Source organism: Mesobacillus subterraneus (assembly GCF_020524355.2).
Classification (GTDB): Bacteria; Bacillota; Bacilli; order Bacillales; family Cytobacillaceae; genus Mesobacillus; species Mesobacillus subterraneus_C.
In genome coordinates this window covers 2,048,740-2,066,966 of record NZ_CP129019.1, presented here as the reverse complement: position 1 = coordinate 2,066,966, position 18,227 = coordinate 2,048,740, and the positions used below count along the sequence as shown (strand labels likewise).

Sequence of the window (18,227 nt, the reverse complement as noted above, 5' to 3'; positions counted from 1 at the left end):
AATCTATATAACTTTTATGCATTTGGGGGAGAAAACGTGCTTCATTTATATGTAATAAGGCATGGCGAAACGAAATGGAATAAAGAGAAAAGGAGCCAAGGAAGACTAGATTCGGCACTTACGCATAAAGGGATCGAGGATGCGCGCTCATTGGGAGAACGCCTTAAGGATATTGAGTTCCGTCAAATGATTTCTTCACCAAGCAGCCGCACGCTGGAAACAGCAAGGCTGGTAAAAAATGATGAGCAAATCCCTTTGAAGACAGATGACAGACTGATGGAGATTGATCTCGGTCCGTGGCAAGGAAAAACGGAGGCTGAGGTCAAAGAATTGTACCCAGAAGCATACGATGCCTACTGGAACGAACCAGAAGCATATGCTGGTGAAGGTGGAGAAACATTTTTAAAAGTCCAGAGCAGATTAATGGAATTTTTGGATGATCTAGAAAGGCAAGGCGAAAATGGAAATGTTCTCATTGTTACGCATGGAGTGGTCATCAAGACTCTTTATCTTCTATGCCGAGACGCTTCGATAAACCAATTATGGGACCCGCCATTTATTTACGGTACAAGCTTGACGATTCTGACTCTTAGAAATGGAAAGAGAGAGCTTCAGCTTGAAGCATGTATATCACATTGTTCCTGAGTGGCTATATCGTAAGGTGTGACTTTTCTTATACTGCATCGTAAACTCTTTATGCTATTTTAATAGTGTTAATTAAGTCATAAAGGAGTTTTTCTCATGAGCTGTGGATGTTCTAGATTAGAAGATGGCAAAGCAATTGTTGATCATGTGAAGAGTAAAGGTAAGGAAAAGATAAAGCCACGCGTAGCACACCAGATCGCATGTGAATGCGGGGAAATGTTCACGATGGAAACCGTTATAACAAACTGCCCTAGCTGCGGCATGACATACGGCGTCACCCCTTGCAGTTCCGGGGATATCGAAAAGGTAAAAGCTGCAGGAATTCAATACGCATAAGAACAAAAAGCGCAAGCGCCATGTTCAGCCCCGACAAGCGCTGGAGCTGGATTAAGAAAACTACATGTAGTTTTCCACACTTAAATAATTTTATCATTTCCTTAATAATAAAAAATCTCTCGAGATGTCGAGAGATTTTTTTTGTTTGTGCTTTAGTATTTTAATTGAAATTGGAGTGGATTGAGTGGTGGAGGTTAATCCATCCTAAAAATTGTTGAAAGAATTTAAAGATTTGCTTTGATGGGTTGTTGCAGAACTTTCCCATCAATAGGGTTTATATCAAAAAATCTGATTTTCGACCGGCTGTTTAGACTTGTTGAAAGTGCGTCTTAAATACGCTGTGTTTTTTTCCGAGTTTATTGGTAACTATATAGGTTGTTTCAAACTCTCGATCTACATCGTATTTTTCACCAACGTTGAATTCTAACTCCAAACCTTGGTTGTTAATGCAAATGACTTTTCGCATAGTTATCCTCCTGGGAAATGAATCATTCTTTCTATATATTTCGTAAGGAGTTTCGGTTTTATGTCGCTTTTGGATAGGGCTAATTTTTTGATATTATTATAAATTTTGCTAGGTTAAATTTTGGAAAATCTTTCAGAATTTCCAATTCGGCAATAAAGCAGACACATTCGCCAATAAACTATTTTTTCGCCAATAAAAATTGATACTCGCCAATAAATAGCAGGTTTTCACGAATAAAAGGTCTCACCACTCAAATAGAGAACTTCCAATTTCCGGTTTAGCCTAAAAAGAATCTATTATTATGATAAAATCATAGAAGACTACAATCGGGGGATCATTTTATGAATACAAATACATATTTTTATCAATTTTTAGAGCCGATTTCTAAGGAATTGGCCTTACTCGCTAAGGAATTAGAAAATAGTATCTTTTTCAGCCCGAGAACGATGCTGACACATTCGCGGGTGTTCATTGAAAATATTTTGCAGCAAGTAACGAAGGCAGAAGAGATGACGGAGGATCCTCGGACTGGTTTGAAGGAACGGCTGGATCTGCTCAATGATCAGGGGTATTTGATTCCTGAAATTCGGGATGCACTGCATTTGGTGCGGAGAATGGGAAATCAGGCGGCACATGATGCGCGGATGTTCCGCTTTTCTGAGGCGCTTTTATCGTGGGAAGCCTTGTATAGCATTGTGAAATGGTATGTGGAGGTCTACGGTCCGGTTGATGTGACCGTGCCGGAATATCAGGACCCTTCTCCCCAAGCAGAAAAAACGTTCGATATGTCTGAGCTTGAGGTCAGGTTAAAGGGATTGGAGGATTTGTTGAAAAATCCTCCTCCGCAACAAGCTGAATCTCCAGCGAGTGAAGAAGCAGCAGTGGCTGTTGATGCTCCTGTTGTTGAGGTTCAGGAAACGCCTGGATTTACGCCGATACGGAATATCACTTATAAAGGAAGGTCACTTGAGATTCCTTATTTCCTGCGGGATGCGTTTCTCTTGCCGCAACGATTTGATAAATCTGAAACATTCCTGATTCGTCTCGGTGCGGAACAAGAAGCGCGGATCATGAGTGAGCTGCCAGGTGACCTAGAGGGTCTGCACAAAAATGTGAAGCGGTATAACGAGAAGAATGATGAACAATTTTTCGAAGAGCTTGGGATCTTCATTGAAGAGGAGAAAGTTCGCAGAAATCTTACACTGAAGCGTCAGGGAGAGCTATTCTTCTTTTACAAGGCGAGTCATATTGTTGTGACGGAAGAATTGAAAAAAGTTGCGCTAACTGCAGAGGAATTTACGGGCATCCCAAGTTTGTTAAGACAGTTGAATGAAGATCAAATCTATACTGTCAGCCAGCTTCCAATGGAGCTTGTGATTTTGGCGAAGTATGCCAATGTTGGTATTGGGACGGTTGAAAAATTGTTCGACCAGTTAAAATCCAAGGGTACGGACAAGGCCGTGCATGCAGATGATGATACTTCAACAGAACGGAAAAGCTTCAAGAAGTGGGAATCACTCTATGTAAAAGTAAAGCTGAATGGCGATGAATCTATTATTGAGGGTGCTAGCGTTCCGGCGATTTGGAAGGAAACGTTGAAGTGGATTGAAGGAAATCGACTCCCTTTATATGACCTGATAAAAGCGGGAATCATCCTTGGGTCTACCGATTATGGCAAACGATATGCCATTGCGCTCCAGCCAATCCATCCTGATCAAAGTCCATTTACGCAGCTTCATACCTATCTATCCCAACTTACAGATGAAGTATATTATCTAGAGACGAAGATCAATCCAAAGTCAGGCCTTGAAACATTGGGTAAGATTTTGACTCGACTCGGTGTTGAGGTGGATATTCCGTTATTGAAGGGTGAATAGGAATGACAGACTGCCGTGGTGATGCCACGGCAGTTTTTAGCATTATTTTACTTCCTTTTTTGGGCTTTCAACTTGTTCATTTCCAGTTCTGCTGCATATTCTTCTTGTGATTTTCCTTGTTTGAAACTTTCAGATTGGATTTTCTTGAACTTGTTGTCATTTTGATTTGGCATGAAAAAATCCCTCCATTTCTCATGAGTATTTTGTTCAAAGGCTGAAGGATTATTCTGTCATTAACATGCAAAAATTTAAAATAGTATTTTAAAAACTATTGGATAAATTTCTCATTATTCTATATTATTTTGCTATTCCGAGTTTGATGAAAGCGCTTTACATGTGAAACTATTCACAAGTATAATAAGAGTGTAAATAATACATTATTCATTTCCGGGAGGAATCGCAATGTTAGCTGACCTTATCTATGAATTCAAAAGCTGGTGGATTGGAGATTTACCAAAGGTCGGAAATGAGGAGTTTGAAAGAATCGAATCAAAGCATACAAGAGTTCATCACGACGAAGATATATATGAAATCATTCGAGTGCATTAATCGCATAGCCCACTGCAGTCCGATTCCAAAGCGAGTTGGACTGATTTAATTTTTTAGTAGAAAATAACTTCTGACTGTTATATGATTAGACTTCCTTATAGTTTGTTTTTTTCTAAGCGAAATGGAACAAACTAAACAATGGACGTACTAGAATATGGAGTTGATTTTTTGAGTAAAGCGAAGGGTAAGAGCGGTACAGGAAGAGGTACTGGCAAGAAAGGCTGGAATCGCTGGCAAGCTAGTGCAAATAAAGCTAAAAGTTTCAAGCCGTACAAAAGTAAAGGTGTAAAACATGGGGATGCTTCCAAGGATGGAGCCTCTGAAAAATAGTGACTGCAGTTATCAAGGCGTTGATCCAGAAATGGATTGACGCTTTTTTTTAGATTATTCAATATAAGAATATTTAAAATTAATAAAAATTTATTGTAATTCGATAAATACCATGATAAATTCAAATTGACATTAAATGAATGAGGTGCTTGTTATGAAAAAAGGTTCAACACTTTTTTTGAAGGTAGCTGTTATTCTTATTGGCCTGCCAGTTTTGGCTTTGTGTCTGTTTGTATTGCCTCAGATTGCGGCTGAAGCGAATGAAGCAGCGGAAAGAGGTTCAGATATGGCTTTTGTGGTGTATGCCCTTTTAATGGTTATGTATGTTTCGGCCATTCCTTTTTACTTCGCTTTGTATCAATCATTTAAACTTTTAACGCACATCGACAGAAATCAAGCTTTCTCTGACTTGTCTGTAATAGCTCTTAAGAATATTAAAAAAAGTGCCATCACAATAAGTGGAATGTATTTGGTTGCTATGCCATGCGTCTATATTTTAGCCGAGGTTGATGATGCACCGGGTCTAATCATTATCGGAATGGGTATGATTTTTGCTCCGTTAGTGGTTGCGGTCTTCGCGGCGGTTCTCCAGCGTCTATTAAAAGAAGCCATCGATTACAAAGAAGAGAACGACTTAATAGTCTGAGGTGAAAACAATGGCAATTATAATCAATATTGATGTGATGTTGGCAAAAAGAAAAATGAGCGTAACGGAACTTTCAGATCGGGTTGGAATCACAATGGCCAATCTTTCTATTTTGAAAAATGGAAAAGCAAAAGCGATCAGGCTATCTACCCTAGATGCCATTTGCAAAGCATTAGAATGCCAGCCTGGTGATATTTTGGAGTATAGAAGTGATGAAGAGTATTAATTTGGCTATATTGCGTTGATCCAATAGGGTTGACGCTTTTTTCGATTGCCGTTCTGGATATTTGGAATGAAGTTGGAGTATAAGATGTTTATTAAAAGGCGGTGAATAGACATTTTGGTAGTTGAGTGTACTTGAATTGTCTATTAATAGGACTTTAAAGTACATTTCGGTTGCTGATGGGGCTTGAAATGTCTAATAAAAGAGGCTTAATGGACATTTCAGATGCTGGTGGGGTTTGAAATGTCTAATAAAGGGGGTTTTATGGACAATTCTAAAGCTAGTGGAGCTTAAAATGGCTAAAAGCTGTGATATTTATTTTCTAGAATGCTAAATGAATATATATGAGTGTCGTTTTTCGGAAAACATCTTTCATTTTGCTAGATGAATTATAGAAAGGGATATATTGACAACAATTCAGATAACCGATAAACTATTCTAAAATTCCAAATAATAAAAGCGTTGAAGAGAAGAGTAATTAAGCTTGGCTATTTCCAGAGAGCTCCTGGTTGCTGAAAGGGAGTAATATTAGGCTTAATGAATAAAGTCTCGGAGCATCTTACCAATCTGATAAAAATTCAGGGATCGTAAGACGGGTTCTTCCGATATCAAGATAGGGTATGTAAGTACCCGAAGAGGTTGGTTTGGCGACAGATCAACAAACTGAGGTGGTACCGCGAAGTCAAACTCTCGTCCTCAAGATTCATTTCTTGGGGGTGAGAGTTTTTTTATTGTCAAAAACCAAAGACAGTGTGGAGGAAATAAAATGAGAGATCCTATATTAATAGAAATACCATCGCAGTTAGAAACAGAAAGATTATTACTTCGTGCCCCGAATCGAACCGGTGACGGAAGCATCGTTAACCAGGCAATAAGAGATTCATTCAATGAGTTAAAAGCATGGCTGCCATTTGCCCAAACGCTGCCTGCAGTTGAGGAAACTGAAATTAACCTTAGAAAAGCTCATATTAACTTTTTAAAAAAGAGAAAGCTTTCGTTTTCTCATTTTTCATAGAGAGACGAATGCTTTCATTGGAACGGCCAGCCTTCAAGGAATCGACTGGACTATTCCTAAATGTGAAATTGGTTATTGGATTAATACCAAATTCAGCGGCAGTGGATATATGACTGAAGCGGTAAAGGCATTAACTGATTTTGGACTTCAACAAATTAAGTTTAAGAGAATCGAAATTAGATGTGAATCAACAAATCTCAAAAGCCGTGCCATCCCCGAAAAACTTGGATTTGAACTAGAAGGCATATTGCAGAATGATGATTTATCGGCAGATGGCAGCAGGGTGACCGACACTTGTTTCTATTCAGTCATTTCATAACTCATAGGTGCATGGGTCCAGGAAGGATTCGTGCACCTTTTTGTTGAAAGGAATGAGGGCGCTGATATTTTAAGATATAATGGTTTTATGTACAATAATGTCACTGAACTTGAATGGTTTGAGGAAAAGAAGAGCAATATCCAAAAAGGAAAAGAAATTGGCGAAATAAAAAAAGTAACAACTTCCAGTCTGTTTTTTACTGACTTTTCAGCTACAAAGCTGCCAAAAGGAACAATTCTATATGCTACGGATGATGGTTTTACAGGAATTATTATTGTAGAAACAGAGGATGAAACTTTATATTATATGCAAATACTTGAAGGGTAAAGTTCACTGAACAGGAGAGATAACTTCATTTTTTGAGCGAGGAGCTATGAATATTTAATTAGTCTAATTTTAATAATTTGAAAATTGAAACCTTTTTCCAGCACGTTCGTAAAACTTTAGAACAGTACATAAAGGAGTGCTTGAAACATGGGGTGGAGTTTAGCCAGGAATACAGATTTTAGTGGTCATCAAATCGAAATTGCTGTTATTTTATCAGTATTCATCATAATTGGAGTTTGGGTGTATTACGATTCAGACAAATACTTTGTAGGAATAAAAAAGCATGTTTTTTGGCTCTTAACAATCATCACAGGTCCAGTCGGGCTTATCACCTATTTGATACAACGGAATAAAAAAGGATTGGGTTAATAGGAATATGTAGATTGGTTAATATTAGTTAGGAGATGAACAAAGTATGAAGTGGAAATTGGGAATACCTATGATGCTATTTATTTTCGGAGTGGTCTCAGATATTTATCAGTATTACCCTAATCGTTTTTCAAGAAAATTACTTGCTAAATAGTTTCCAGTTCCTTGCTTCAATAGGGATTCCAATCTATATTCTTGAAAAGACGGAGATTAAGAAGAAGAAAATAAACTTCTTGTTTGGTATTTTGTTAATATTTTCAGGGGCTCTAATTGATTATTTAATGGTTATATAATTTTGTCATTAATATTAATTGAGCTCTAGCTTAATAATTGAAAGTAAGTGGGGGTATAAGTGTTAGTTTGGTGCTGATCCAAGCTTAATGTCGTAAATTGTGGTCTGTTAATTTTAGAAATTAAAAATGCTTATAAGTATGACAAAAATAATGAAAATATTGAAAGTTGGAAATAGAAATCTCTACAAAATAGGTAAAAGTATGTATTAAAACAAACTGGTGCGTTGGTCCATGAAGGATTAACGTATTTTTTGTTGAATTCTATTTAATGGTAAAAATATTACACGACACGAACCTCTTATTTTTTGAAGTTAACGAAAAGATGTATATAAGGTTGTTTTGGAAAGAGATTTCCTATTGCAGAGGAAAAAACATTAAATTTTCAGCTGCTATTAAGGTGGCTTTTTGTATTTTTTAACTAATATAGTTGACTGATTGAAGAAATAGAGAGAGCCCAATTAACTATAAATGAGGAGAAGTTTTATGTTAAATCGAGTGATTAAGCAATTTGGATTGCAGGTAGATTCGCTAACCGAGGTGGAAGATTCACATAGTTCTACCGTCTATAAATGTACTTTGACAAAAGGACAAAATGTATTTTTGAAAATCCCTTATACAAAATTGAAGTTTCAGCGGGAGTTGGAAGCCTATGAAATATTAAAAGGTAGAGTTTCTATTCCTGACATGTTGGATCATTGGTCTGGTGATGATGAGTGTCCGGGCGCTTTTTTATTATCTGAATTAAAAGGAAAACCGTTAACAACTGAGGTTTCGCCAACTGTCGCGTTTCAAGTTGGGGTTCTTCAAGCCCAAATGCATACCATTCATCCGCTTGCTGACCAACAGTTTTATGGCATAAAGAATGAATTTGCGAACTGGTCTGATTTTGTTGAGCAGCAATTTTATAGTTTTGCTGAGGACGTAAAGATTATTTTGGATCCACAGTTATATACTCAAGCGATTGAAAAATACGAGCAAATGAAGCATAACCTGCCATCTCCAGACGGACCAAGTTTTGTACATATGGATTTTCGCCCTGCCAATATTATCGTTGACGGTGATCAAGTTTCAGGAATGATCGATTTTGAGAGTGTGCGCTTTGGTTCGACTGAAGTTGATTTTACCAAACTATATCGTGATTTTTTATCTTTCGATACTACGCTCTATAAGGCCTTTCGTGAGGGCTATATCAGTATTAGACCATTAATTGACTTAGAAACTGTCCTGCCATTTTATCAATTTACAGATGCTTTTAACAGTATCGGGTGGTGTAAACGACGTGGAATTGAGAAAAATGCTGTATTTCTGGAAGAAAATTTAGCAAGATTAAAAGAATTTATGAAACAACAGAACTAAATAAAGAATTCAGCCAGGGAGAAGAGAGAAATGAATACAACTCAATTGCCAAAGGTTCATTTAAGAGAACTGACTTTAAATGATACAGAGGACCGTTACCAATGGTGTCTTGATAAAGAGGTAACAAAGCATTTAAATATGCCAGAGAGATACCCTCCATTTAGTAGTGAAGAAACTCAGGCGTGGATAGAAATGTGTATAAACAAGACAAATGGATATGAACAAAAAGCAATCATGACTGAAAAAGGCAAACACATCGGTTGGGTAGATTTTAAGAATATCGATAAGTTGAACAAGCATGCAGAATTAGGAATAGCAATTGGAGATAAAAGCTACTGGGGTAAAGGGTACGGTTTATCCGCGATGAATGAAATGCTTATTTGGGGATTTCAACAGCTAGAGCTTAACAAGATTTGGCTTAGAGTGGAGATTGATAATGAAAAAGCGATTAAATCTTATAAGAATATTGGATACGTCGAAGAAGGAGTATTAAGACAAGATAGATTAAGAAACGGTGAATTTGTCGATCGGTTAAGAATGAGTATTCTTAAAGACGAGTTTTAACTAATCTGTGCATGCTAGGGCTTTGTTTTTGAAAAACAAGCATTAGTTAAGGAGTGAACATTTTTGAAATTACAGGAAATGGCTCATTTATATAATTTAGAAGAATTAGTGGATATAGATGAAGAGGTAATTGGCCACAATAGCAGGCGTGAATATATTAAGAGAGCTATTGAAGACGAGAGGTGTATAGTTGCTTATGATATTAAAAATCAAATCGTTGGGTTTTTATTATTCGATACCCATTTCTTTGATTGTAGTTTCATTTCACTGATAATCGTTAGGCCAACGGAAAGACGAAAAGGTTATGCAACAGCGCTTATTGATTACTTTATTCACATTTCTCCAACAAGGAAAATATTCTCATCAACGAATAAATCAAATAAAAGCATGCAGGAAGTTTTTAAGGTAAACGGCTTTATCGAAAGTGGATTTATCGAAAATTTAGATGAAGGAGACCCTGAAATAATTTACTATAGGTCTAAATAAGTTGCTAATTGCATTCAGAGTGATATGTGACCTATCGAAGCGGACTAGACTATGAAAATTGAAAAAAAGAAAAACCTCGATCCGTTGCTATATCATTTCACTAATACAATTTCAATCACTGTTTACCACGGGTTTTACAGCAACCGGGATCGCTATTTCCACAACATTTATTAGTAGAAAACCCAAATTAAATAGTAAATTATGTTGATCGAAAGAAGGCTGTTAACATGGCAAAGAAATTCTCTTTAATTTTTATAGGATTCTTGGTATTCGTTTCATTACTCTCAACTTTTTTATTCTTTAAAACAATATTTTCTAATTTAGTTCCTGAGTTTATGATCGCCAAAGCTATACCTTTAGCACTTTTTTCAGGGTTAACATTTGTTGCACTTTCAATAACTGTAAGGAACAAATAATCAGGCATTATCAGGATGAAATAGGAATTCTAAAAAAGCTTATCTCCTTTCACTTGGATGTCATTTAATAGCATTCAGCGGGTCAACATTATTCTCGCTTTCTCTAAATTCTAATCCGATGAAAAAAGTGATTCCTAGTCTCGTGGCACTTTACTTTGTAATTATTTTTATAATCTTGTTAGCTTTGTATTTCGCTCTTTTTATAAGAACAAATATTAATACAATAGAGGTTAAGTAATTAATGAAAAATATCCGAATCTTTGTTGTATTAGAAAACGTCTTACTTAAACAAGGGGGATTGGTCTGTTATTTAAAGGCTGTTTTTCGCATTGATTGTTGCTTTTTATGCATGTTTCAATATAAATCTCTTAATAAAAGGTGTCGGGGCTCTTTGCGAGGAGAATTCTGACTACAGCAACAAAGATTTTCATCACATTAAAAGTAATAATGTGCGGATAATCCAGATTGCTTTTATACCCGTAAAAACCAGGTTTTGATTTTTACTTTTGATTGAGAAATCTAACAAGTTTACGAAAAGAAATGAAATCCACAATGTTAACTATTTTCAGTCCAGATATTCAATAAATTTTTTAAAAAAAGAATCGGAGGAGAATTAGTGGAGAAACAAAATATTGTTGCTAAAGTGTTACGAATTATAGGGATTGTTATAATGATTGGCGGCTTTTTCATTACATTGAATATGGGTTCGAGAGCGGAAGAGGTCGGTCTTCACTCTGGAATCGCCTGGCCAGTCTTGTTTTCCAGTTTTGTCACAGGCATGCTTTTCATTGGGTTCTCTGAAGTCATAGCCTTGCTTCAAAAAATCCAGCTTCAACTCTATCAGGATGAGACAAAAGAGACTGCTTTATCAAGCAGCGATTCTGAGTTAGATCCGCCGCAAGAACAAAAAGAGTGGCACCTTTCACCGCAAGACCTCGAAGACATTCAGGAACTCTACCATGACCAAAAACTCACAAAGATTGAAGCATCTCCATTGGAAGATTATTGCGTAGTGCAGATCGACGGGAAAAACCGAATCGAAGTGGTGGAGCTCGGAGGATTCAAGCCAAAGAAGGTTTCTACTGCTTCCAAACCTAACCTTGTGAACAATTTACAGAATTGGTTCAATAATTTACCTCCATCTTAAAAAGAAACTTCTAATTACCTTTTTAAAACCAATAGAGGTGGTTGTCGTTACATTGATGATGATCCTTATTCTTGAGCATTTCTCATCGTTCACTTCCAGTAAACTTCTATCCATTTAGAGTTCTCTTTTCTCTTTTTGGTTGGTGAAAAAAGCTACAAAAAGAATCAGCAAGTCTGACACAATTCTATTGAGCGAACGTGGTGTGTTAGTGTAATAAAACCGAATAAATTTTATTTAGGAAAGAAAAGAAGTTGGCGTATATGCTATAATCTAATTAGTAGATTTATTTGAGGTGATTGTATGGATAATGAACAACTACTCAAAATCATCTTAGACCGATTTGATAAAGTAGACCAACGTTTTAATGAGGTAGACCACCAGTTTAAAGAAGTTTTAACTAGGCTGAACCGTATTGAAGAAAGCCAACAAGAAGACGTTAAAGGTACCCTTCAATTAATTTCTAAGAAGGTTGACGGTATTAGGTTCGACGTTGATTATTTAAGTGAGAAGACAGGGAAACACGATACAAAAATAAATAGTCTCGAAAAGAGAATTCAGTCCTAATATTGGGACTGATTTTTTTATGTAGTAATAATATTTGATAGTGAGAAAACTTGCCCAGAGTTTTTAGCTCTAAACAAGTTTTATCAAATATTTAGAAAGGATAGAACAAGGTGTTTTCGACTTGTTTATTCGGTTTTTCTCCCTGACTGCATTTCATAATTCCTTAAGAGCATTCCATTTGCTTTTACCATACTCAGCTTTTCATAGTAGGGGACAAGGTCATCGTCACAACAAAGGTCAATCATATAAATATCAGCAAGTTCTGTCATCATTCGATTGATCAATTCCTTGCCGATTCCTCTATTCTTGTAGTCTGGCAGCACTTCAAGGAAGGGGATATAGGCGGATAGGACTCCATCACTGATAGCTGTAATGAATCCAACCACATAATCAGCATCATCATTGAGTGCCAGGACTACTTTGCTGCTATTTTTTAATAGTTTGAAGTGCGTCTCTGGACTAGGTGGGGTAGGCCAGCCATCAAAGAAGCCTTCCAACATTTCAGGCGTAATACCCTCAAGTGAATTTTTGAATAACATCTACTAACAACTCCTAAATAATTTTTTTATAGGTAGTTGATTAGTATCAATAGAAAAGTAACAAAACAGTGACCTCCCATACCTTCTTCTTTTTGTTTATTATTCAATTTTAATTGGGGAAATCCTCCCGAACAGCTGCAAATTATTTCTCGGGAAAGCGCAGGATTTGACTTTATTTTCAGACTTTGTCGTTTTTTTGGAGTTTGTGGCAATTTGTGTTACAGGGACAGACTGGGTAAAAAAGATGTCGAAATTGAATTTTGGTTTTGGCTGGACATTTAGCCCTAGTTCTGTTTAAGTTTTCAGTATAGATAGAAATTTCAAAAGAATAGGGGTTGGGAAAGTTGATACAATTTAAGAAGCCTGATATCGAAAATTTTTATCGTACTTTTAATATTCAAAGTTTCACGGTCAGTCCGGATGAGAAGCAATTGGTGTTCAGTACAAATTTAACTGGGAAGTACAATTTGTGGGCAATGGATCTGCCTAACCAGTATCCATATCCACTGACATTCATTGACCAGACCTGCCTGGCATTGAGTTATTCGCATGATGGAAGCTTTATGGTGGTTGGTTTCGATCATGATGGGGATGAAAATGGTCAGTTATATGCTCTCCCTCCTGCGGGCGGAGAGATGGTGCCGCTTCGAACGGCAGAAGGACATCGCCACATGATGCCGTTCTTATCAAAGGACGACCAGCGGCTTTATTACACTTCTACAAAAGACAATGACACTTATCTGAACATTTACCGTTATGATCTCGAATCAGGAGATGAGGACATAGTTCTTGAGGGTGAGGGAGCGGCTTGCTTTTTAGTCGCTGTTGACGAAGAAGAAAATAATTTTGCTTACCTAAAACAATATGCCAATACATACGCGCCTGGATTTATTTTTCAGGATGGGAAATCGTACTCGCTGACTCCTGAAACAGATGAGCAATTCACTGTCGGCGAAGGAGTGTTTGTAGGTGACGAGTATTACTTTGTGACCACATATGGTGAGGATTTTGATTATCTTGCAAAATTCAATCTCAAGACTCACGAGTTCACCAAGGTTCTTTCGATTGAAAAAGAAGAGTTCGGTCCTATCCGATATGATGAGAGTACAAATAGCCTTTATTTCGTTACATCCAAAGGAGTTAATGATTATTTATATCAATACAATCTGGTTGATGGAACATATCAAGACAGTCATTTGCCAGCTTCAATTATCCAGGGTGGCTCAGTCGCTAAAAGTGGCAATGTCTACGTGCTTGCCGGATCAGCCACGAAACCTAACAATATTTTTATGAAGGAAGCAGGCAGTGATGAGTGGAAACAGCTGACAAATTTGGCTGTTCCGGGTGTCAAGGAAGATGAACTTGCAGAACCAGAAGTCCTGACTTACCCTTCCTATGATGGCATGATGATGGAAGCTTTATTTTTCAAGGCGAAGGAAGATGTTAGCAATGGTCATGTCATCCTATGGCCGCATGGTGGTCCACAGGCTGCAGAACGAAAATTCTTCCGTGCAATGTTCCAATTCCTAGTAAATAGAGGCTACAGCATTTTCGCTCCAAATTTCCGAGGGTCAACTGGTTATGGACTTGCGTTCAGCAAGATGGTCGAGGGAAATTGGGGAGATGGACCACGCCTTGATAATATTGCTGCCCTTGAATATCTTTACGAGAAAGGTTTGGCTGACAGAGATAAAACATTTTTGATGGGTGGAAGCTTTGGCGGATATATGGTCTTGTTATTGCACGGCCGTCATCCGGAATACTTCAAGGCAGTTGTCGATGTTTTTGGACCATCAAATCTTTTCTCATTCATTGAATCCGTCCCTGAGCATTGGAAACCCATCATGAATCAGTGGGTTGGAGATCCGGTCAAGGACTTCGATAAGCTCACAGAGTATTCACCAATCACATACCTGGATACAATGACTAAGCCAATGCTGATCATCCAGGGTGCAAACGACCCGCGCGTCGTAAAGCAGGAATCAGACCAGATCGTCAAAGCCCTTCAAGAAAAAGGCCGCGAAGTGAAATACCTTGTCCTTGAAGACGAAGGGCATGGATTTTCGAAAAAAGAAAATGAGATCCTTGTAAACCGGACGATTCTTGAGTTTTTTGATCAGTTTGTCGAAGCGAAAGTATTAGCTGAGTAAGTAATTTAAAGACTCCCCATCTTCAGGAGAATGTTCCTGAAGGCGGGGAGTTTTCTTTTTTATACAGCTGAATAGCTATATTTTTGCAGAGTCGTCTGACACAGAAAACCGCTTGGTTCACAAGCGGTTTTTGCATCATGACATTTGATTTATCCTAGTCTTTGTTAAAAGTTGTTCTAAATCATTATCCATCGTGAAAGTGGAACTATGTTTCAACGTTTTCACAAACAGTTCTTTTAACTTTTCAGAAGATACTCTAATACTTTCAGCTGTTACTTCTCGTGGATACGTTGAAAGGCAGGCCTTAATAAAGTCAGGATTTAAGGTTTCATAGGCCTTAAACTGATGCAGTTTTTTATCTTCATTCAATGCTTGTATGAGTAAGGTAAAGTCTCTCATATCCTCTAGCTTCTTTAATGCATAGATGAAGTTATTTCGCTGCAGTTCTTTCTCTAATGCCAAAGCACAATAGACAAACTCGAATGCCACGTCCATTCCTACGTTATACTTAACGGTTTTGTTATCGAATTTTTCTTGTTCAGTTTCCATCTTCTCGGTAACTAACCCTGTTTTATCAACAATCACTTTCCATAGAGGAGATTTTACTGATAAAAATTCTCTTGGGACAATTGAAACATTGAATTCCAGTCCGTTTTGCAGGAGGGCGATCACAAGAAAAATGTCTTGGCTGAATTGTTTTTCTTTAATGTAGCTTTTTTCAAAGTTGCTAAGGGTTTTACGAACAAAATCTCTTGTGATTTCTGCATCTTCAATGGTAGTCGTGGCAACCATTAAGTCTATGTCAGAGTGTTCATCGTTATACCCAATCACTCCAGAGCCTATTTGTACGATTCCTTCCACTAATTCGAAGGACTCGATTTCACTTTTTGCTCTTTCAAAATAAGCACTTCTTTCTTGAGTACTATACATAATCCACCTCTGTTTGTTAATTTTCATTCATTTTAGCATAATAGTTCAAATAGTTTTATTTTTTTCATGGCAAAAGGAGGAAGTCAATCTAAGGTGTAAGTCTCAGTCAGTTAGGGAAAATACACTTTGTATCACAAAGGAGGAATTTTCAATGGCAAAAGTATTAGCAGTATTATCTAGTGGTCATAAGGACGAAGAAAATAATTATGAAACTGGCTGGTGGGGAGAGGAATTATTTGCGCCGATGCAGCTTCTTGAAGAGGCGGGACATCAAGTAGACCTTGCATCGCCGCTTGGAGGCAAGCCAGTTATCGATAAAATGAGTATCAGTAAAGAATACGATCCGAATGGTACGTATAAAGAGCTTTATGAGTCCGGAAAAGCGGACGATACGATGAAACTTTCAGATGTGAATGCTAACGACTACGATGTAGTGCTCGTTGTAGGAGGACATGGTGCAATGTATGATTTGGCCAAGAATGAGGATTTACATGAGATCTTGAATAAAATTTACGATGGAGGAGGCATAGTAGCAGCAGAATGCCATGGTCCAGCACCGCTTGTGTTTGCCAAGCGACCTAACGGAGAAAGCTTTATTGCTGGTAAAAAAGTGACAGGTTATCCCGATGAAATCGAGCCAGAAGGTTTGTTGGAAATCCTTCCTTTCAGTCTGGAACAGGAAATGTGCAAGGTCAGCCATTATGATCAAGGAGACCTTGAAAAGACAGGACATGCTGTATGGGGTGACGATCAGCTTGTGACTAGCCGTGATCCATTTTCTTCTGAGTTGATGGGAAAAGAACTGGTTAAGGCGTTGGAGAAGAAATAAAGGGATTCCGCAGAGGCGCTTTGGTTAGCTGGAGGAAGTTGCCGAACTGGTAACCCTCCTGCTAACATCTAAAACTCTGTATCTTAATGGAGAAGTCATCATGATAGATGGCGGGTTTTCTAATACGAAATAGTAGTGGTGCCGGGGTGAGTGGAAACCTTACCCCGGCTATTTGATATTTTTTAAAAATATACCCCACATCAGGTGGAGTTAAAAACTAATATAGATAAGCACCTTCGCACGTATTAGCAATTGGTTCATAATAACAATGTTGTTTGTACTGTCCCGCCAATGGCTGATTGTACCATGTAGAAGGACAAGGAGCATACGGATTGAAATACCAAAGAGCAAACTTCGATGGCTGCTGCCTCCAATAATCCAATGTTTGCTTAGCCAATCTCTTTTCCACACCTCTAGCTCTGTTATAAAAAACATTTCCCTTTTGTACAGCCTCGAATGAATAGTTTCCTCCCTGAATTTGAAAAATCACGTCTCTCACAGACCTTAAATCTTTAAAATCTAGACAATTTGCTTTCAGTCGATTGACAATAACATTCCCAACCATAAGCATCCCCAGCGGACCTTCACCTTCCGCTTCCGCCCTCATCATCCTGGCAATTAATGCAACGTCACTGTCGACATATTTTACCCTTGGCATTTTTATCACCTCTATAATCATTGTATTAAAAACAGCTTGTAATAATGTTAGCAGGTTCAGTTTAGCGAGAGATAAAGATTCGTGAAATCGTTAAGATGGAGGGGTGCAAATTCCGTACTATCCAGCTAGAATTTAGCCCATTGACAAAAAAAATAAAAAATGCAGTCTATTGTCACACCGAACTTCGGGACTTCTAACAAGAAATACATGTGACCTTAGACGACGAAAAGAACAAATTAAGGTCACAAGAAGGACCAACTTGTGCCCGTGAAATGGGATAATCACAAAGTTCGGTCACAAGAAGGGCGAACTTGTGCCTGTGAAATGGGATAATCACAAAGTTCGGTCACAAGAAGGGCGAACTTGTGCCCGTGAAAGAAGAAAACACAAAGTTCGGTCACAAGAAGGGCGAACTTGAGCCCGTGAAATGGGAAAATCACAAAGTTCGGTCACAAGAAGGGCGAACTTGTGCCCGTGAAAGAGGAAAATCACAAAGTTCGGTCACAAGAAGGGCGAACTTGTGCCCGTGAAATGGGATAATCACAAAGTTCGGTCACAAGAAGGGCGAACTTGTGCCCGTGAAATGGGATAATCACAAAGTTCGGTCACAAGAAGGGCGAACTTGTGCCCGTGAAATGGGATAATCACAAAGTTCGGTCACAAGAAGGGCGAACTTGTGCCCGTGAAATGGGATAATCACAAAGTTCGGTCACAAGAAGGGCGAACTTGTGCCCGTGAAATGGGAGAATCACAAAGTTCGGTCACAAGAAGGGCGAACTTGTGCCTGTTAAAGAGGAAAATCACAAAGTTCGGTCACAAGAAGGGCGATCTTGTGCCCGTGAAATGGGAGAATCACAAAGTTCGGTCACAAGAAGGGCGAACTTGTGCCTGTGAAAGAGGAAAATCACAAAGTTCGGTCACAAGAAGGGCGAACTTGTGCCCGTGAAAGAGGAAAATCACAAAGTTCGGTCACAAGAAGGGCGAACTTGTGCCCGTGAAATGGGATAATCACAAAGTTCGGTCACAAGAAGGGCGAACTTGTGCCCGTGAAATGGGATAATCACAAAGTTCGGTCACAAGAAGGGCGAACTTGTGCCCGTGAAATGGGATAATCACAAAGTTCGGTCACAAGAAGGGCGAACTTGTGCCCGTGAAATGGGATAATCACAAAGTTCGGTCACAAGAAGGGCGAA

General features: G+C 38.2%; 22 protein-coding genes, 2 pseudogenes and 1 other annotated feature. Of the genes and pseudogenes, 19 read left to right on the top strand and 5 right to left on the bottom strand.

From position 1 onward, the window contains the following. The first annotated feature begins 36 nt into the window (after positions 1 to 36). The 3 genes from LC048_RS10655 to LC048_RS10645 all read left to right on the top strand — a co-directional run bounded on the left by LC048_RS10655 (position 37) and on the right by LC048_RS10645 (position 3,324). The gene (locus tag LC048_RS10655; RefSeq protein ID WP_226601060.1) at positions 37 to 645 is read left to right on the top strand and encodes a histidine phosphatase family protein; all 609 of its coding nucleotides are present in this window, start codon (positions 37 to 39) and stop codon (positions 643 to 645) included. 96 nt (positions 646 to 741) lie between these two features. Then, complete coding sequence (locus tag LC048_RS10650) at positions 742 to 981, top strand: hypothetical protein (protein ID WP_226601059.1); 240 nt, start codon at positions 742 to 744, stop codon at positions 979 to 981. A gap of 807 nt (positions 982 to 1,788) precedes the next feature. After that, positions 1,789 to 3,324 (top strand): DUF4145 domain-containing protein, encoded by a 1,536-nt coding sequence (locus LC048_RS10645; RefSeq protein ID WP_306050210.1) that lies wholly within the window; start codon positions 1,789 to 1,791, stop codon positions 3,322 to 3,324. Positions 3,325 to 3,371: 47 nt separating this feature from the next. On the opposite strand, the gene LC048_RS10640 is transcribed toward LC048_RS10645, so the two are convergent. Next, positions 3,372 to 3,497: a hypothetical protein gene (locus LC048_RS10640; protein ID WP_264188227.1), complete on the bottom strand. Its 126-nt coding sequence runs from the start codon at positions 3,495 to 3,497 to the stop codon at positions 3,372 to 3,374. 229 nt (positions 3,498 to 3,726) lie between these two features. Here LC048_RS10640 and LC048_RS10635 point away from each other — a divergent pair, with 229 nt between their 5' ends. The 12 genes and pseudogenes from LC048_RS10635 to LC048_RS10580 all read left to right on the top strand — a co-directional run bounded on the left by LC048_RS10635 (position 3,727) and on the right by LC048_RS10580 (position 11,364). After that, a complete protein-coding gene (locus LC048_RS10635) occupies positions 3,727 to 3,873 on the top strand; it encodes a hypothetical protein (protein ID WP_158651528.1) in 147 nt (48 codons plus the stop codon). A 168-nt stretch (positions 3,874 to 4,041) separates the two neighbouring features. Beyond that, positions 4,042 to 4,203, top strand: a complete 162-nt coding sequence (locus LC048_RS10630; protein ID WP_214736237.1) for a DUF3934 domain-containing protein — start codon at positions 4,042 to 4,044, stop codon at positions 4,201 to 4,203. A gap of 154 nt (positions 4,204 to 4,357) precedes the next feature. Then, positions 4,358 to 4,849, top strand: a complete 492-nt coding sequence (locus LC048_RS10625) for a DUF2975 domain-containing protein (protein ID WP_226601057.1) — start codon at positions 4,358 to 4,360, stop codon at positions 4,847 to 4,849. 10 nt (positions 4,850 to 4,859) lie between these two features. After that, complete coding sequence (locus LC048_RS10620; protein WP_023614459.1) at positions 4,860 to 5,075, top strand: helix-turn-helix domain-containing protein; 216 nt, start codon at positions 4,860 to 4,862, stop codon at positions 5,073 to 5,075. A 450-nt stretch (positions 5,076 to 5,525) separates the two neighbouring features. After that, positions 5,526 to 5,773, top strand: a binding site (T-box leader). Positions 5,774 to 5,838: 65 nt separating this feature from the next. After that, a pseudogene (locus LC048_RS10615) lies at positions 5,839 to 6,406 on the top strand (GNAT family N-acetyltransferase). A gap of 30 nt (positions 6,407 to 6,436) precedes the next feature. Next, complete coding sequence (locus LC048_RS10610) at positions 6,437 to 6,733, top strand: hypothetical protein (protein ID WP_226601055.1); 297 nt, start codon at positions 6,437 to 6,439, stop codon at positions 6,731 to 6,733. Between the two features lie 147 nt (positions 6,734 to 6,880). Continuing rightward, on the top strand, positions 6,881 to 7,102 hold the full coding sequence (locus LC048_RS10605) for a hypothetical protein (RefSeq protein WP_226601054.1): 222 nt from the start codon (positions 6,881 to 6,883) through the stop codon (positions 7,100 to 7,102). Between the two features lie 776 nt (positions 7,103 to 7,878). Next, positions 7,879 to 8,751, top strand: a complete 873-nt coding sequence (locus LC048_RS10600) for a phosphotransferase family protein (RefSeq protein WP_226601053.1) — start codon at positions 7,879 to 7,881, stop codon at positions 8,749 to 8,751. A gap of 30 nt (positions 8,752 to 8,781) precedes the next feature. Next, the gene (locus LC048_RS10595; RefSeq protein WP_226601052.1) at positions 8,782 to 9,315 is read left to right on the top strand and encodes a GNAT family N-acetyltransferase; all 534 of its coding nucleotides are present in this window, start codon (positions 8,782 to 8,784) and stop codon (positions 9,313 to 9,315) included. A gap of 63 nt (positions 9,316 to 9,378) precedes the next feature. Continuing rightward, positions 9,379 to 9,801 carry a GNAT family N-acetyltransferase gene (locus tag LC048_RS10590; protein ID WP_371932026.1) on the top strand — a complete coding sequence of 141 codons (423 nt, stop codon included), beginning with the start codon at positions 9,379 to 9,381 and terminating at the stop codon, positions 9,799 to 9,801. A 227-nt stretch (positions 9,802 to 10,028) separates the two neighbouring features. Next, on the top strand, positions 10,029 to 10,217 hold the full coding sequence (locus tag LC048_RS10585) for a hypothetical protein (protein ID WP_226601051.1): 189 nt from the start codon (positions 10,029 to 10,031) through the stop codon (positions 10,215 to 10,217). A 616-nt stretch (positions 10,218 to 10,833) separates the two neighbouring features. Further along, positions 10,834 to 11,364, top strand: coding sequence for a hypothetical protein (locus LC048_RS10580; protein WP_226601050.1), 531 nt, complete (start codon positions 10,834 to 10,836; stop codon positions 11,362 to 11,364). Here the strand turns inward: LC048_RS10580 and LC048_RS10575 are convergent. Further along, on the bottom strand, positions 11,350 to 11,478 hold the full coding sequence (locus LC048_RS10575; protein WP_264188226.1) for a hypothetical protein: 129 nt from the start codon (positions 11,476 to 11,478) through the stop codon (positions 11,350 to 11,352). The genes LC048_RS10580 and LC048_RS10575 overlap by 15 nt on opposite strands. A gap of 186 nt (positions 11,479 to 11,664) precedes the next feature. Here LC048_RS10575 and LC048_RS10570 point away from each other — a divergent pair, with 186 nt between their 5' ends. After that, a complete protein-coding gene (locus LC048_RS10570) occupies positions 11,665 to 11,928 on the top strand; it encodes an exotoxin beta-grasp domain-containing protein (RefSeq protein ID WP_226601049.1) in 264 nt (87 codons plus the stop codon). Between the two features lie 125 nt (positions 11,929 to 12,053). Here LC048_RS10570 and LC048_RS10565 read toward each other — a convergent pair whose 3' ends face one another. Then, positions 12,054 to 12,467, bottom strand: coding sequence for a GNAT family N-acetyltransferase (locus LC048_RS10565; RefSeq protein ID WP_226601048.1), 414 nt, complete (start codon positions 12,465 to 12,467; stop codon positions 12,054 to 12,056). 344 nt (positions 12,468 to 12,811) lie between these two features. Between LC048_RS10565 and LC048_RS10560 the strand changes: the two genes are divergently transcribed. Beyond that, positions 12,812 to 14,617, top strand: coding sequence for a S9 family peptidase (locus LC048_RS10560; RefSeq protein ID WP_306050204.1), 1,806 nt, complete (start codon positions 12,812 to 12,814; stop codon positions 14,615 to 14,617). A 135-nt stretch (positions 14,618 to 14,752) separates the two neighbouring features. Here the strand turns inward: LC048_RS10560 and LC048_RS10555 are convergent, their stop codons facing one another. After that, positions 14,753 to 15,547 carry an aminoglycoside 6-adenylyltransferase gene (locus LC048_RS10555; protein ID WP_226601046.1) on the bottom strand — a complete coding sequence of 265 codons (795 nt, stop codon included), beginning with the start codon at positions 15,545 to 15,547 and terminating at the stop codon, positions 14,753 to 14,755. Positions 15,548 to 15,698: 151 nt separating this feature from the next. Here LC048_RS10555 and LC048_RS10550 point away from each other — a divergent pair, with 151 nt between their 5' ends. Further along, positions 15,699 to 16,376, top strand: coding sequence for a type 1 glutamine amidotransferase domain-containing protein (locus tag LC048_RS10550; protein ID WP_226601045.1), 678 nt, complete (start codon positions 15,699 to 15,701; stop codon positions 16,374 to 16,376). After that, positions 16,375 to 16,509 (top strand): annotated as a pseudogene (locus LC048_RS10545) (SDR family oxidoreductase); the annotation flags it as partial. The gene LC048_RS10550 and the pseudogene LC048_RS10545, both read left to right, overlap by 2 nt. A gap of 84 nt (positions 16,510 to 16,593) precedes the next feature. Here LC048_RS10545 and LC048_RS10540 read toward each other — a convergent pair. Then, positions 16,594 to 17,034, bottom strand: coding sequence for a cell wall hydrolase (locus LC048_RS10540; RefSeq protein WP_226601044.1), 441 nt, complete (start codon positions 17,032 to 17,034; stop codon positions 16,594 to 16,596). Between the last annotated feature and the right edge of the window lie 1,193 nt (positions 17,035 to 18,227).

Bases quoted from the DNA above. Each gene is read 5' to 3' on its own strand.
- LC048_RS10650 (WP_226601059.1), top strand. From the start codon at position 742: ATGAGCTGTGGATGTTCTAGATTAGAAGATGGCAAAGCAATTGTTGAT.
- LC048_RS10645 (WP_306050210.1), top strand. From the start codon at position 1,789: ATGAATACAAATACATATTTTTATCAATTTTTAGAGCCGATTTCTAAG.
- LC048_RS10640 (WP_264188227.1), bottom strand. From the start codon at position 3,497: ATGCCAAATCAAAATGACAACAAGTTCAAGAAAATCCAATCTGAAAGT.
- LC048_RS10635 (WP_158651528.1), top strand. From the start codon at position 3,727: ATGTTAGCTGACCTTATCTATGAATTCAAAAGCTGGTGGATTGGAGAT.
- LC048_RS10625 (WP_226601057.1), top strand. From the start codon at position 4,358: ATGAAAAAAGGTTCAACACTTTTTTTGAAGGTAGCTGTTATTCTTATT.
- LC048_RS10620 (WP_023614459.1), top strand. From the start codon at position 4,860: ATGGCAATTATAATCAATATTGATGTGATGTTGGCAAAAAGAAAAATG.
- LC048_RS10605 (WP_226601054.1), top strand. From the start codon at position 6,881: ATGGGGTGGAGTTTAGCCAGGAATACAGATTTTAGTGGTCATCAAATC.
- LC048_RS10600 (WP_226601053.1), top strand. From the start codon at position 7,879: ATGTTAAATCGAGTGATTAAGCAATTTGGATTGCAGGTAGATTCGCTA.
- LC048_RS10595 (WP_226601052.1), top strand. From the start codon at position 8,782: ATGAATACAACTCAATTGCCAAAGGTTCATTTAAGAGAACTGACTTTA.
- LC048_RS10585 (WP_226601051.1), top strand. From the start codon at position 10,029: ATGGCAAAGAAATTCTCTTTAATTTTTATAGGATTCTTGGTATTCGTT.
- LC048_RS10575 (WP_264188226.1), bottom strand. From the start codon at position 11,478: ATGGATAGAAGTTTACTGGAAGTGAACGATGAGAAATGCTCAAGAATA.
- LC048_RS10570 (WP_226601049.1), top strand. From the start codon at position 11,665: ATGGATAATGAACAACTACTCAAAATCATCTTAGACCGATTTGATAAA.
- LC048_RS10565 (WP_226601048.1), bottom strand. From the start codon at position 12,467: ATGTTATTCAAAAATTCACTTGAGGGTATTACGCCTGAAATGTTGGAA.
- LC048_RS10555 (WP_226601046.1), bottom strand. From the start codon at position 15,547: ATGTATAGTACTCAAGAAAGAAGTGCTTATTTTGAAAGAGCAAAAAGT.
- LC048_RS10550 (WP_226601045.1), top strand. From the start codon at position 15,699: ATGGCAAAAGTATTAGCAGTATTATCTAGTGGTCATAAGGACGAAGAA.
- LC048_RS10540 (WP_226601044.1), bottom strand. From the start codon at position 17,034: ATGCCAAGGGTAAAATATGTCGACAGTGACGTTGCATTAATTGCCAGG.